Source organism: Pseudactinotalea sp. Z1739 (assembly GCF_049725055.1).
Lineage (GTDB): Bacteria > Actinomycetota > Actinomycetes > Actinomycetales > Beutenbergiaceae > CALKWS01.
The window spans coordinates 320,600-334,620 of the sequence record NZ_JBMPQA010000001.1 but is presented as its reverse complement, the minus strand read 5'-3'; the positions used below and the strand labels follow the sequence as shown (position 1 = coordinate 334,620).

General features: G+C 68.8%; 10 protein-coding genes. 4 read left to right on the top strand and 6 right to left on the bottom strand.

All coding sequences use genetic code 11. The features are described from left to right. Positions 1-6: 6 nt before the first annotated feature. Entirely contained in the window at positions 7-861 is an 855-nt protein-coding gene (panB, locus tag ACO0LV_RS01535; protein WP_424786097.1) for a 3-methyl-2-oxobutanoate hydroxymethyltransferase, read from the bottom strand. Positions 862-870: 9 nt separating this feature from the next. Then, a complete protein-coding gene (locus ACO0LV_RS01530) occupies positions 871-2,514 on the bottom strand; it encodes an NAD+ synthase (protein WP_424786096.1) in 1,644 nt (547 codons plus the stop codon). Positions 2,515-2,620: 106 nt separating this feature from the next. On the opposite strand from ACO0LV_RS01530, the gene glnA (ACO0LV_RS01525) reads away from it, so the two are divergent. Next, positions 2,621-3,955 (top strand): type I glutamate--ammonia ligase, encoded by a 1,335-nt coding sequence (glnA, locus tag ACO0LV_RS01525; RefSeq protein WP_424786095.1) that lies wholly within the window; start codon positions 2,621-2,623, stop codon positions 3,953-3,955. 73 nt (positions 3,956-4,028) lie between these two features. Beyond that, entirely contained in the window at positions 4,029-7,070 is a 3,042-nt protein-coding gene (locus tag ACO0LV_RS01520) for a bifunctional [glutamine synthetase] adenylyltransferase/[glutamine synthetase]-adenylyl-L-tyrosine phosphorylase (protein ID WP_424786094.1), read from the top strand. A gap of 17 nt (positions 7,071-7,087) precedes the next feature. Here ACO0LV_RS01520 and ACO0LV_RS01515 read toward each other — a convergent pair whose 3' ends face one another. Together ACO0LV_RS01515 and glnA (ACO0LV_RS01510) are read right to left on the bottom strand one after the other, a co-directional pair. Beyond that, entirely contained in the window at positions 7,088-8,551 is a 1,464-nt protein-coding gene (locus ACO0LV_RS01515) for a dihydrolipoyl dehydrogenase family protein (protein WP_424786093.1), read from the bottom strand. A gap of 195 nt (positions 8,552-8,746) precedes the next feature. Then, entirely contained in the window at positions 8,747-10,171 is a 1,425-nt protein-coding gene (gene glnA / locus ACO0LV_RS01510) for a type I glutamate--ammonia ligase (RefSeq protein WP_424786092.1), read from the bottom strand. Positions 10,172-10,361: 190 nt separating this feature from the next. Between glnA (ACO0LV_RS01510) and ACO0LV_RS01505 the strand changes: the two genes are divergently transcribed. Next, on the top strand, positions 10,362-10,742 hold the full coding sequence (locus ACO0LV_RS01505; protein WP_424786091.1) for an RDD family protein: 381 nt from the start codon (positions 10,362-10,364) through the stop codon (positions 10,740-10,742). Positions 10,743-10,872: 130 nt separating this feature from the next. Here ACO0LV_RS01505 and ACO0LV_RS01500 read toward each other — a convergent pair whose 3' ends face one another. Then, positions 10,873-11,583, bottom strand: a complete 711-nt coding sequence (locus ACO0LV_RS01500; protein WP_424786090.1) for a DUF4191 domain-containing protein — start codon at positions 11,581-11,583, stop codon at positions 10,873-10,875. 116 nt (positions 11,584-11,699) lie between these two features. On the opposite strand from ACO0LV_RS01500, the gene ACO0LV_RS01495 reads away from it, so the two are divergent. Then, on the top strand, positions 11,700-13,121 hold the full coding sequence (locus ACO0LV_RS01495) for a serine/threonine-protein kinase (RefSeq protein WP_424786089.1): 1,422 nt from the start codon (positions 11,700-11,702) through the stop codon (positions 13,119-13,121). On the opposite strand, the gene ACO0LV_RS01490 is transcribed toward ACO0LV_RS01495, so the two are convergent. After that, positions 13,122-14,018, bottom strand: coding sequence for a TIGR01777 family oxidoreductase (locus ACO0LV_RS01490; protein ID WP_424786088.1), 897 nt, complete (start codon positions 14,016-14,018; stop codon positions 13,122-13,124). Between the last annotated feature and the right edge of the window lie 3 nt (positions 14,019-14,021).

Below are 14,021 nucleotides of genomic sequence, written 5' to 3'. Positions count from 1 at the left end.
TAGGCGCTACTCCCAGTAGGTGTGCTCGGCCGCTGGGAACGACCCGTCCCGGACTTCAGCGGCGTAGGCCTGGGCCGCGTTCTTCAACTCGGTGCCGATCTGGGCGAACTGCTTGGAGAACCGCGGCGCCCAGGATCCCATACCGGCCATGTCCAACCAGACCAGCACCTGGCCGTCACACCCCGCACCGGCACCGATGCCGATGGTGGGGATGCGCAACTGGTCACTGATCCGTTGCGCCACCGGGGCCGGCACCATCTCCAGCACCACACCGATCACGCCGGCCTCCTGCAGGGCCAGCGCGTCGGCCAGCAGCGCCCCGGCGGCGTCCTCACCACGTCCCTGCACCCGCTTGCCGCCCAGGATGTTCTCCGACTGCGGCGTCAGACCCAGGTGCCCGAAGACGGGGATGCCGCCGTCGGTGAGGAGTTTGGCGTGGGCGGCGACCCGTCGTCCTCCTTCGATCTTCACCGCATGTGCTCCGCCTTCCTTGAGCATGCGCACGGCGGACTCCCACGCTTGCGTGGGAGAGGCCTCGTAGGAGCCGAACGGCAGATCGGCCACCACCATGGGGCGCGCGGTGGCCCGGGTCACCGCCCGGACGGCAGGGATGAGTTCGTCCATGGTGACCGGGATCGTATTGGGGTGGCCGAGCATATTGTCGCCGATGGAATCACCCACGAGCAGGATGTCGATCCCGGCCTCGTCGAAGATCCGAGCAGTCATCGCGTCGTAGGCGGTCAGCATGGTCAGTCGCTCACCGGCTGCCTTGGCGGCCTCCAGATGCTGCACCCGCACCCGCCTGGGGCGTCGGGCGTTCACCGGAGGCAGGGCAGAGGTGGGCTCGGTCGGCTCAGGCATGACGCCAGCCTACCCGGGTGCTTGCTCCCGGAAGCCGCCGGTGACGGGCAACCGTCGGTCCCGGCCGAAGGCCATCGAGGTCACCTTCGGTCCCAGGGGATACTGACGGCGCTTCCACTCCGCCTGGTCCACCAGCCTGACCACCAGGTCGACCACCTCGACCGCGAATCCCTCCTGCACGAGTCGGGCACGGCTCTGGTTCCGCTCCACATACGCCTCCAGCACCGCGTCGAGGACGGCGTAGTCGGGCAGGGAGTCGGTGTCGCGCTGATCGGGGCGCAATTCGGCGGAGGGTTCCTTGGTGATGGTGTTCTCCGGGATCGGTTCCACCTGCCCGTCCCGGCGGGCACGTTCGTTGCGGTAGCGGGCCAGTTCCCACACCCGCGACTTCGATACGTCCTTGATCGGCGCGAACCCGCCCACCGCGTCGCCGTAGATGGTGGAATAGCCCACCGCGAGCTCGCTCTTGTTCCCCGGCGCGAGCACCAGGTGATGCTCGCTGTTGGACACCGCCATCAGGATCAGTCCCCGAATGCGGGCCTGCAGGTTCTCCTCGGCCACCCCCTCCAGGCGCAGTTGAGCCTGGAAGGCATCGAAGAGGTCGGCGATGCCGACCGTGCGGAAGTTCTGCTCCGGCATGCCCAACCGCTGGGCCAGGTCGGCGGCGTCGTCGCGGGAGTGCTCCGAGGAGTAGGCCGAGGGCATCGAGATCCCCACCACCGCCTCAGGGCCGAGTGCATCGGCTGCGATCGCGGCCACGAGTGCCGAATCGATGCCGCCGGACAGGCCCAGCACCACCGAGGCGAAGTTGTTCTTGCGCGCGTAGTCACCCAGGCCGAGCACGAGAGCCTGGTACATCTGATCCGGGTCCGAACCCGCGGGCGCCACAGCCTGCCCCGGACCCCCGGCCAGCTCCACGGTCACGACCTCCTCACGGAACATCGAGGCCCGGGACAGGACCTGCCCACCGGCATCCACAGCGAAGGAGCCGCCGTCGAAGACCAGGTCGTCCTGGCCGCCGATCAGGTTGACGTAGACCACCGGGCAGCCGAGCTCACCGGCTCGCCGGCCCACCAGTTCGGCGCGCTGATCGGTCTTGCCCCGTTCGTATGGGGAGCCGTTGAGCACCAGCAACCCGGCCAGGTCCGCTCCGGCCAGGTCCCCGATGACGTTGCCGTCGCGCCAGATGTCCTCACAGATCGCCAGACCGAGCCGGTGCGCACCGACCCGGATGATCCCCGCCTGCGTCCCGGGTGCGAAGATGCGGTACTCATCGAACACCCCGTAATTGGGTAGGTGCTGCTTGGTGTAGGTGTACTCGATCCCGCCGTGTTGCAGCACTAGGGCGGTGTTCGTAGGCCGGCCGTCGGGGGCGGAGCCCAGGGACCCGATGACGACGGCGACCTCGCCCAAACCGTCGGCCTGCAGGTCCCGGGCCAGCTCGGTCGCGCCGGCCTGGGCAGCCTCGCGAAAGGACGTGCGCAGCGCCAGGTCCTCGATCGGGTAACCCGTCAGGGCCATCTCCCCGAAGACCACCACGGTGGCGCCCTGGCGGGCGGCCGTGGCGGTGTGGGCGCGCACCAGGGCGGCGTTGCCGTCCAGGTCCCCCACAGTCGGATTGACCTGGGCCATAGCGACGCGTAGTGCACTCATGCGGCCCATCGTAGAACGCATGAACCCGCGATGACCTGCCATGATGTAAACCCGCACGGTGGCCAACCCGGGCGGGCGGCCCGATCCGAGTGGAGGTGCCCCAACGATGGACCAGCAAGCCGAGCATGTCCTGCGGGTGGTGGAGGAACGAGACGTCCGATTCATCAGGTTGTGGTTCACCGACGTGCTGGGCACGTTGAAGTCGGTGGCGATCGCGCCGGCGGAGTTGGAGAACGCCTTCAGCGAGGGCATCGGATTCGATGGCAGTTCGATCCAGGGCCTGGCCCGGATCTCCGAATCGGACATGCTGGCCAGGCCGGATGCCTCGACCTTCCAGTTGCTTCCCGGCAGGGACAGCCCGCACACCGCACGGATCTTCTGCGACATCCTCACCCCGGAGGGGGAGCCGGCGCCGGCCGACCCACGAGCTGTCCTCAAGCGCGCTCTCGGCGTGGCCGCCGAGGACGGATTCACCTTCTACACCCACCCCGAGATCGAGTTCTACCTGTTCCACCTGAACGAGGACGAGACCGCCCCGCTGGTGCCGGTGGATACTGCCGGGTACTTCGACCACGTGGCGCGCGGCCAGAAGGGGCACGACTTCAGACGTGAGGCGATCTCGCTGCTGGAGTCAATGGGCATCTCGGTGGAGTTCTCCCACCACGAGGCCGGCCCGGGTCAGAACGAGATCGACCTTCGCTATGCCGATGCCCTGTCCACGGCGGACAACATCATGACGTTTCGGACCCTGGTGAAGGAACTGGCCCTGGAAAGAGATTTCCAGGCGACCTTCATGCCCAAACCGCTTCAGGGCGAGCCCGGGTCCGGGATGCATACGCACCTGTCCTTGTTCGAGGACGATGTGAACGCCTTTCACGCCCCGGGGGCCGAGTACCAGCTCTCACCCACCGCGCGCTCCTTCATGGCCGGACTGCTGCGGCACAGTCACGAGATCGCGGCGGTGACCAACCAGTTCGTGAACTCCTACAAGCGCCTCTGGGGTGGGCGCGAGGCACCCAGCTATGTCTGTTGGGGTCACAACAATCGTTCGGCGCTGGTGCGCGTGCCGATGTACAAACCCCTCAAGGGCCAGTCGGTGCGGACCGAGTACCGCGGCCTGGATGCCGCCGCCAACCCCTACCTGGCCTTCGCGGTGCTGTTGCGCGCGGGTCTGAAGGGGGTACAGGAGAAGTACGAACTGCCCGAGGAGGCCGAGGACAACGTCTGGGCCTTGTCCGACGGGGAACGCCGGGCCCTCGGGATCGATCCGCTGCCGGGCAGCCTGGAGCAGGCCTGCCGGGTGATGGAGTCCTCCGAACTGGTGGCCGACACACTCGGGGAGTCGGTGTTCCAGTACTTCCTGGAGAACAAGTACCACGAGTGGGATGCCTACCGGGCTCAGGTCAGCCCGTTCGAGTTGTCCCGGATCGGGCTGATCTGACCGGGGGCAGGATCGGCTCGTCGGCGTCATCGCCACGGGACCGGTCGCCTGCCCCGGTGGATAAGGAGATGTGATGCGCACGGAGTCGCCCACGCGGCTGCTGGCGCGTGCAGGGTTCACCGATATCCGGCGTGCCCGGCAATTGTTCGCAGACCCGGTACTGGCACCGCTGCTGGAGCGTGGCGCGGAACCTTCCGCGCCCGACGCCGGTGCCCTGGCTGATTTGGTGAACGAACTGGGCAGGGTGGCGGATCCGGACCTCGCCCTGCTCAGTTTGGTGCGGCTGGTCGAGGCGGCAGCCGAGCGGGAACCGTTGTATGAGCTGCTCTCGGAGGCAGCGCCGGTGCGATCGCGATTGCTCGCCGTGCTGGGTGGGTCGGCGGCTCTGGGGGACTGGCTGGTGGCGCACCCGGTGGCGGTGCAGATGCTCAGCGGCGCCGGTGAGAGATTGCAGATGCCCGCAGAGCGGGTCCGACGGCGACTGCTCACCGCAGCCGGCGCCGACCCCGACGATGCGGTCCCCGTGGGCGTCAGCCCGGGGGAGGGGGCACTGGATTCCTGGCGGCGTGCCTACCGGCGCGAACTCATGCTGATCGCGTCCGAGGACCTGACCGCGCCGGATCCCGAGGCCCTGCAGCCCCAGGTGTCAGCGGCATTGAGCGACCTGGCCGCCGCCGCGTTGGAAGGCGCGCTGGCGCTGGCCCGGGCCGAACTGGGGGACCAGGCCCGCGATGTCCGCCTCGCGGTGCTGGGAATGGGAAAGTCCGGGGGGCGCGAGCTCAACTACGTCTCCGACGTGGATGTGATCTACGTGGTGGAACCGGCCGGGGACCGCACCGAGGACGACGCGGTGCGGGTCGGCACCAAACTGGCCGCCGCGCTGGCGAAGATGTGCTCGCGGCCGGCAAAGGAGCCACCTCTGTGGGAGGTTGATGCCGCCCTGCGGCCGGAGGGTAAGAACGGGCCGCTGGTGCGCACGCTGGCCTCGCACGTGACCTACTACGAACGGTGGGCGAAGACCTGGGAATTCCAGGCCCTGCTCAAGGCACGCCCGGCGGCCGGGGATGCCGAGCTGGGCCGGGCGTACGTGGAGGCTCTGGCACCGATGGTGTGGGAGGCGGTGAACCGGGAGAACTTCGTGGAGGATTCCCAGGCGATGCGTCGCCGGGTGGAGGAGCACGTGCCTGCCGCGGAGGCGGACCGGCAGATCAAGCTGGGCCGCGGGGGACTGCGGGACGTGGAGTTCACCGTTCAGTTGCTGCAGTTAGTGCACGGGCGTCTGGATCCCGACCTGCGCTCGGCCAACACCCTGGAGGCGTTGGCCGAGTTGTCCGCGGCTGGGTACGTGGGCCGCGATCACGCTGTGGAACTGGGGGAGTGTTACCGCTTCCTCCGTCTCCTGGAGCACCGGATCCAGTTGCACCGAATGCGGCGAACACACCTGTTTCCCACTGCGGAGGAGGATCTGCGCCGGCTGGCCCGGTCGCTGGGACACGGCGGCACCGGGGTGGAGGAGTTGACCGAGCGGTGGCGCACCACGCGGGTGCGGGTGCGACAACTGCACAAGGAGTTGTTCTACCGGCCGCTGCTTCCGGCCACAGCACGGCTGTCGGCCGATGAGGCAGGGCTCTCACCGGAGTCGGCCGCGGCCCGCCTGGCGGCGATCGGCTACCGCGACCCTGCCGGTGCGCTACGGCACATCGCCGCGCTGTCCACCGGGTACTCCCGTCGCGCCAAGATCCAACGGCAATTGCTGCCGGTGCTGCTGGGCTGGTTCGCCGAGGGCGCCGATCCGGACCAGGGACTGTTGTCCTTCCGGAAACTCTCCGAGGAACTGGGTGCCACCCACTGGTACCTGAAGATGCTGCGCGATTCGGGCGTGGCCGGTAAGCGTCTGGCCCAGTTGCTCTCGGGTAGTAAGTACGTGGCCGCGAATCTGATCCGCTCACCCGACTCGGTGGCTTGGCTGGGCGACGACGCCGAGTTGCGCCCCCGGTCACTGGAGTCGCTCTGGCAGAGCCTGGACGCGATGCTGCAGCGACGGGAGGACCCGGAGGGCGCCACCAGAACGGTGCGTTACATCCGTCGGCGGGAACTGACCCGGGGCGCGATCGCGGACGTGTTGCACGGCGTACGAGTAGAGGCGATGAGTGAGATCATCGCCCCCGCCGCGGATCTCGCCCTTCGAGGTGCACTACGGATCGCCACACTCGAAACCGCACCGCAGATGGGCCTGGAGACCGACCCCGGCGAATTCCTCATCGTGGCGATGGGCCGCCTCGGTGGCCAGGAGGTGGGGTATGCCTCCGATGCCGATGTACTGTTCGTCTACGAGCCGCACCCGGGCGTCGATGAGCAGTTGGCCCAGAAGTGGGCCCTGACCGTTGCCGGTCGCGTCCGCAGCCTGCTCGGTTCCACCGAGTCCGAACCAGCACTACCGGTCGACGCCGCCTTGCGCCCGGAGGGCAAGAACGGGCCGATGGTGCGCACACTGTCCTCCTACGCCGAGTACTACCAGCGCTGGGCCCAGGGGTGGGAGCGCCAGGCGCTGCTGCGCGCCCGCCCGGTGGCAGGCAACAGCGAGCTCGCGCGATCCTTCACCGACATGATCGACCCGTTGCGCTATCCCGAGGGAGGCCTGGATGGGTCCGAGGTGCGCGAACTGCGCCGGATCAAGGCCCGGGTGGAGGATGAGCGAATGCCCCGGGGGGTCTCCTCCGCCCACCACCTGAAACTGGGCCGCGGTGGCCTGTCCGACGTGGAGTGGACGGTGCAGTTGTTCCAACTCCAGCACGGCCACGCGGTATCGGGCCTGCGCGAGACCGAGACGCTCGGGCCGCTGCGTGCCGCCCGGGACGCGGACCTGATCAGCCCGGGCGATGAAGCCAGGATGCGTGAGGCCTGGGAGTTGGCCTCACGCCTGCGCAACGCGAACGTGCTGGCCACTGGCCGGCCGAATCTGCAGCGGGTCGACGTGTTTCCCGCTGGTGAGGAGCTGACCGTGGCCTCTCGATTGATGGGATACGGCCCCGGTCACGCGACGGACCTGGAAGCCGATTGGCTACGCGCCTCCCGACGATGCCGCACGGTGGTGGAGCGCCTCTTCTTCGGCTGAGCCGGCCGCCGTCGCGGTCAGAGCCCGTATTCCTCCAGGAGCCGCAGCCACACCTCACTGATCGTGGGGAAGGCGGGCACCGCATGCCATAGCCGATCCAGCCCCACCTGTCCCACCACGGCGATGGTGGCGGCGTGTAGGAGATCGGACGCAGCCGGGCCCACAAATGTCGCGCCCACCACCACTCGGCGCTCCGGATCGATCACCAGGCGGGCAGCACCGCTGCCTGCGGCCTGGCCCGCACCCGCCAGGGAGGCTCCGGCGACCTTGTCCATCCCCACCGTCACCACTTCGGTGGTCAAGCCTGCTCGCTGCGCCTGTTCCTCGGTGTACCCCACGGCGGCCACCTCCGGGCGGGTGAAGATCACCTGGGGCTCCCCTGCGCCGGCGGATCTGGCTCGCAGCGGGCTCCATGGAGCGACCGACTCGGCGTCGGAGCCGGCGCCGCTGGGCTCGGCAGCACCGAACCGGTGGGCGATCACGTCTCCGACCACCCGGGCGACGTACTTGCCCTGGTGGGTGGTGTGTGTGGCGCCGGTGACGTCCCCGGCGGCGTACAGCCAGTCGCCCTCGATGCGACGAACCCGCCCGGTCTCATCGGTGGCGAGTGTCTCGTGCTCGGCCAACCCGATGCTGTCCAGGCCCAGGCCACCGGTGCGCGGCCGGCGCCCGGTGGCTACGAGAACCTCAGCAGCCCGGACCCGCCCGGCAGGATCGGTATCCAGCAGCACGCCGTCGTCGGTTCTCTGCACACCGGTCACGGAGGTACCCAGATGCACCCGTACACCCATAGCGCCCAGGCTCTCCGCGACTGCGGCGCCGGCGAACGGTTCGGTACCGGACAGCAGCCGGCCGCCCCGCACCAGCATCGTGACCTGGCAACCCAGATCCGCCAGCGCGGTCGCCATCTCGGCGGCGACCACGCCACCACCGATCACCGCCACGGAGTCGGGCACCTCGCGTAGTTCAGTGACTTCCCGATTCGTCCACGGACCGGCGCTCCGCAGGCCCGGGAGATCCGGGACGAAAGGACCGGAGCCGGTGGCGACTACCACGGCGTGGTTGGCCTGCAGGATGAGGTCATCCGCACCACCGCTGCCACCGACACGGACCCGGCGGACCCCGTCGATGCTGCCGTGCCCCCGGACCAGATCCAGCCCGGCATCGGCAAGCCACTGCACATGGGCCGCATCGTCCCAGTGCTGGGTGAACTCATCACGGCCGGCCAGCGCTGCCCGCACGTCCACCCCGCCGGTGATCGCCTCCGTGGCCCCCGGGACCGATCGGGCAGCCGCCAGCGCCGCACCCGGTCGCAGCAGTGCCTTGGACGGCATACACGCCCAGTATGAGCACTCGCCGCCGACCAACTCATGTTCCACCACGGCCACGCTCAAGCCGGACCGGGCCGCCCGGTCGGCGGCATTCTCACCGACCGGGCCGGCCCCGATCACGACGACGTCGTAGGTTCTGTGCTCTGGCATCGCCAGCCTCCAAGGGGTGCTCCCACCCCATGATGGTCCAGGTCACGGCGCTCCGCGCGGTCAGGCAGCGGGCTCGCTGCGCTCACTCCTCACAGGTCGTGCTTGATCGCGACCTGTGTGCGGGGCTCGCTGCGCTCACTCCTCACAGGTGGTGCTTGATCGCGACCTGTGTGCGGGGCTCGCTGCGCTCACTCCTCACAGGTCGTAATACAGGGCGAACTCGTGGGGGTGGGGGCGCTGGCGCAGCGAATCGATCTCCTCGGTGCGCTTGTATTCGATCCAGGTCTCGATCAGGTCCGGGGTGAAGACGTCGCCCTCGGTGAGGTAGTCGTGATCATCGGCAAGTGCGGCGAGGGCGCCCTCCAGGGAGGCTGGAACCTGGGCGATCGCGTTGTGCTCCTCCGGCGGCAGTTCGTACAGGTCCTTGTCGATGGGCTCGGGGGGTTCGATGCGGTTGCGGATGCCGTCCAGACCGGCCATCAGCATCGCCGAGAACGCCAGGTACGGGTTCGCTGAGGGATCGGGCACGCGGAACTCCACGCGCTTGGACTTCGGGGAACTACCCGTGATCGGGATGCGGATGCAGGCCGAGCGGTTGCGGGCCGAGTAGACCAGGTTCACCGGTGCCTCGAAGCCGGGGACCAAGCGGCGGAAGGAGTTCGTGGACGGGTTGGTGAAGGCCACCAACGACGGTGCGTGGGACAGGAGCCCGCCGATGTACCAGCGAGCGGTGTCCGACAGGCCGCCGTATCCCTGTTCGTCGAAGAACAGCGGCTCGCCGTCCTTCCACAGCGACTGGTGGGAGTGCATACCGGACCCGTTGTCCCCATACAGAGGCTTGGGCATGAACGTAGCGGACTTACCGTTGTGCCAGGCGACGTTCTTGACGATGTACTTGAACTTCATCAGGTCATCGGCTGCAGCACGCAGCGTGTTGAACTTGTAGTTGATCTCCTGCTGTCCGGCGGTGCCGACCTCGTGGTGGGCGCGTTCGGGGACCAACCCGACCTCGCGGAGCATCGAGACCATGGAGTCACGCAGGTCGGCGAACTGGTCGTTCGGCGGCACCGGGAAGTACCCGCCCTTGTAGCGCGTCTTGTAGCCGAGGTTGCCGCCCTCCTCCTCGCGACCGGTGTTCCACGCTGCTTCGACGGAGTCGATGTGATAGAAGCCGGAGTGCTGGGTGGTGCCGTAGCGGATGTCATCGAACAAGTAGAACTCCGCCTCCGGCCCGAAGAAGACCGTGTCGGCGATTCCGGTGGAGTTCAGGAAGGCCTCGGCCTTGGCGGCGACGTTGCGGGGATCGCGGGAGTAGGGCTCATCGGTGAACGGGTCCACGATGGAGAAGTTGACCACCAGGGTCTTGTGCCTCCGGAACGGGTCCACGAACGCGCTGGAGACATCCGGGACCAGTTTCATGTCGGACTCATGGATGGCCTGGAACCCACGGATGGAGGACCCGTCGAACATCAGGCCATCGGAGAAGGCGCCCTCCTCGAACGCTTCCACCGGGATGTTGAAGTGCTGCATCACCCCCGGCAGGTCGCAGAACCGGACGTCGACGAACTCCACGCCTTCGTCCTTGGTGAAGGCGATGGCTTCTTCAGCGCTGCTGAACATGCGGGCTTCTCCTTGATTGATGAGACCCATACGGGGTGCTTTACGGCAATGCGGGTGTTATGGCTTAGGCATTATATTCACATGGTGCGGTGTTTAGGTATAGCAGGCGCGGCGTTGAGGTTGGTCGGGTCAATCTGCCGGGTCCGTACAGGTGAAGGAGGTAGCCGGAGGGTCGTACTACCGTGGAGCGGTGACGAGCGAGCCTACTGAGCATCCGAACCTGGAGCGCCCCCCGGCGCGGAACTTCTGGGGCCGTCGGGTGCTGGCGATCCTGGTGGACTGGTTCGCCTCGATGGCCGTCGCGCTGGTGTTCTTCGCAGGGGATCCGCTGGCGAACCTGGTGATCTTCGCCGTCACCACGTGGGTGCTGCAGGCCACCCTGGGCACCACCATCGGGCACCGACTGGTGGGCGTGGCCACCCGGACCGAGCAGGGGACCACACCCGGATTCCGGCGCGCCCTGATCCGCACGGTGGCCCTCTGCCTGTTGTTCCCGCCGATCGTCACCGATGCGCACGGCCGCGGCTTGCACGAACGCTGGTCCGGCACCCACATCGTGCCGTTGCGCTGAGGTCGCAGCCAACAGGTGCGCGACCGAGGGGGGAACGGCCGGCGGGTCGCAGGCGAAGTCCGGACAGGTAGCGCGCCAGGACCGACGACGAGGAGTCGCCTCGCTGGTGATCCCGGCCGTCTGCGCGATGTTATCTGCCTCGCATCCCCTTGCGGTCCGGGCGCATCTTGGTGATGTCGACGCCCTTGGGTATGGGCAGGCGGCCTGAGCGCAGTGCCCGCAGCCGCTTGGACACCTCCGCCACCTCGACCTTGGTCAGTTTCGGCTTCTGCCGCTGGACCTTCTTGGCGATCTTGGGCAGCGGGATCTGGCCCTCCTCGCGGCCGCACTGCAGCAGGATGATCGGGACGTTCGGCAGCACCCGGGCCACCTTGCGGCGCTCGGCCTCGAGCAGGCGCTTCAGCCGGTGTGGCGGGCCCTCTCCGATCAGCACCACACCGGGACGGCCTACGGCGCGGAAGACCAGGTCCTGGCTGCGCGGATCCACCGCGATCGGCTCCTCCTCGATGTTCCAGCCGCGACGGATGGTGCCGAGCGCGGAGCCGGTCGCGCCGGGCCGGCCCTCGATCCGCCCATAGGCCACCGACTCGGCCCATCTGGAGAGCAGGAACATCGCCCCGAGCAGGGTGAAGGGGAACACCAGCACCGGGACGTAGATCGGGAATCCGATCAACTGCCCCAGGACGGCGCCGACGGCGGTGCCGCCCACGATGATCAGCAGGATCCACCAGGTGATCGACGGTCGCGCCTTGCGAACCATCGTGAAGATCTCCCAGAGCTGGTGGTACCAGCGCCGCTTCTTCACCTTCGGCGTCTTATCGGATGCGTCTTTCTTGGCCATGATGCCCCCACCCTAGTGCTCCGCGGAGCCCGGCCGGGCGCGGCGCGAGTGAGGTCCGCTCGCTACTTGTGGATAACCGGAACGGGGACGGCACCGATTGTGGTTGCCTGAGCAGCATGCAGGTCCCCGGCTACCGGATGAACGGCCCGATCGGCTTCGGCGCCGACGGCGCCACCTGGCTGGCACGCGATGATGACGGGGACGCAGTGGCCGTACGGATGCTGGCGCAGGTACCTCCCGAGCGGCACCGCCGCCGGCTGGACCGGTTGGAACGGCTGGCCGGGGTAGAGCACCCGCACCTGGTCAGATTGCGGGAAGTCATCAGCACCGGGCCTGCGCAGGCAGCCCTGGTCACCGAGGCCGTCCCAGGACCCACCCTGGCCACCCTGCGAGTGGGGCGGGGTGGCCTCGGTGTGGACGAAGCCACCGGCATCGGTGCACAACTCGCCTCGGCGCTGGTAGCGCTGCACGAAGCCGGGATCATCCACGGTGATGTCTCCCCGGCCAACGTGGTGCTGAGCCCCGGGGAGGGAGCCGTCCTGGTGGATCTGGCCGGGGAACCGTCCCGAGAGATCGGGACCGGGGGTTTCGCCGCCCCGGAACAGGATCGGGGCGAGGTACCGACCGCGGCTGCCGACGTCTACGCCCTGGCCAGGCTGGTGGCCTGGCTGGTGCCCGAGCACCACCAGACCCACGTGCGGGAACGGCTCGCCCCGGCATTGGCCGCCGAGCCGCACCAGCGCTGCACCGCGCAGGAGCTCCACGCGACCCTGGGCAGTTATCCCGTCGCACCCGTCAGCGTCCCGGACCTGCGTTCCCTGGCCGGCGTGAGCGTGCGGGAGCACGCCCAGCGAGACGTGACCCGCCGCAGACACGATCACCGACCGCGCCACCGGGCCGATACCGGTAGCCGCCGGGTGGTGGTCGCCGTGCTGCTCGCCGTCGTGCTGGCCGTGGGCCTGGTCTGGATGCTGCCGCGCACCACAACCCTGCCCGGGGCGGATGCGGAGGAGACGGTCACCCCCATCGGTATGTCCACGACCACGCAAGAGGCGGCACGTCCCGGCGAGCACATCGATCGTGTCGAGGCAGCGGGTGATCCGGTCGCGGCCGTCCGGGCGCTGACCCTGGCACGGGACGAGGCCCTGAACACCGCCGATTCCCGCGCCCTCACCAGGCTGACCATCCCCGGGTCGCCCGCAGCCGCCCAGGACTCGGCCCTGGCCGATGCGCTGAATGAGGGAGACGTGCAGGTGACGGGGCTGGCGACCGAGGTGGTCCGTGCCGAGGAGATCACCACTCCCGCGACCGGGGGTGCCGGGGCGCAGGAAGCAAGGGACGCCTCGAGCCCGTGGCCGGGACCGGCCGACCACGAAGGCGCGGCATCGGCGTCGGTACGGGCGGTTCTGCACACGCGCGAGCACAGGCTCACCACGCCGGAGGGCACCGCCACCGTCCGCGCCGAACGCACCTGCGTGGTCTTGGATCTGCGAGCCGGGAGCGACGGTTGGCAGGTGGCGCAGGTGGGCCGGTGCTGATCAGCCCAGCAGCTGCTCGGCAGCGAGGGCGATCGTGGGAGCGGTGAACGTGAATCCGTCGTCGACCAGGACGCGGGGTACCATCCGCTGCGATGCTGTGATCTCGCGGGCGAACTCACCCAGCACCAATCGGATCCCGAAGGCCGGTGCCGGGACGAACGCCGGCCGGCCGAGCTGGCGGGCCAGCGTCGTCGTGACGTTCTTGTTGCGTTCGGGCGTGGGCGCGGACACGTTCACCGGTCCGGTCACCCCCGAGCCCAGCAGGTGCACCATCGCCCGGACATGGTCGGCGCGGGTGATCCATGCCCACCACTGGCGTCCCGAGCCCAACGGTCCGGCGAGTCCGAGGCGCAGCAGCGGCATCATTCGGGCCAGCGCCCCCGCGGCGGGGTCCAGCACCAGCCCCGTGCGCAGGAACGCGACCGGTACCCCGGCCCGCACCGCCGGGTCCGCCGCTGCCTCCCACGCCTGGCACACGCTCGGCACGAATCCCTCCCCATTGGGGGAGTCCTCGGTGAGTTCCTGCTCTCCACCGTCGCCGTAGTAGCCCACCGCGGAGGCCTGCAGGAACCGGATCCGTTCCCCACCGCGCGCGCGCTCGGCGAGGGCGTTGGCCAGTAGTGCCGTGCCATGCACCCGGGAGGTGATGATCAGCCGCCGGTAGCGGGCGTTCCAACGACGATCGCCCATGCCCGCCCCACCCAGGTTCACCACGGCGCTGGCACCCTCCAAGGCAGCCTGCGGCAGGACGCCCGCGTCGGGATCCCACTGCACCTCATCGGGGCCGCGGGCGGGGCGGCGCACCAGTTGGCGAATCGTGTGGCCCTGTTCGGTCAGGGCGTGGGCCAGTGCCGAGCCCAGGAAGCCGGAGGCCCCGGCCAGGACGGTTACGCTCACAAT

What these genes read in the sequence shown, in the direction of transcription:
- ACO0LV_RS01515 (WP_424786093.1), bottom strand. Translation starts at nt 8,551, where the DNA reads ATGCCAGAGCACAGAACCTACGACGTCGTCGTGATCGGGGCCGGCCCG.
- glnA (WP_424786092.1), bottom strand. Translation starts at nt 10,171, where the DNA reads ATGTTCAGCAGCGCTGAAGAAGCCATCGCCTTCACCAAGGACGAAGGC.
- ACO0LV_RS01500 (WP_424786090.1), bottom strand. Translation starts at nt 11,583, where the DNA reads ATGGCCAAGAAAGACGCATCCGATAAGACGCCGAAGGTGAAGAAGCGG.
- ACO0LV_RS01495 (WP_424786089.1), top strand. Translation starts at nt 11,700, where the DNA reads ATGCAGGTCCCCGGCTACCGGATGAACGGCCCGATCGGCTTCGGCGCC.
- ACO0LV_RS01520 (WP_424786094.1), top strand. Translation starts at nt 4,029, where the DNA reads ATGCGCACGGAGTCGCCCACGCGGCTGCTGGCGCGTGCAGGGTTCACC.
- panB (WP_424786097.1), bottom strand. Translation starts at nt 861, where the DNA reads ATGCCTGAGCCGACCGAGCCCACCTCTGCCCTGCCTCCGGTGAACGCC.
- glnA (WP_424786095.1), top strand. Translation starts at nt 2,621, where the DNA reads ATGGACCAGCAAGCCGAGCATGTCCTGCGGGTGGTGGAGGAACGAGAC.
- ACO0LV_RS01530 (WP_424786096.1), bottom strand. Translation starts at nt 2,514, where the DNA reads ATGAGTGCACTACGCGTCGCTATGGCCCAGGTCAATCCGACTGTGGGG.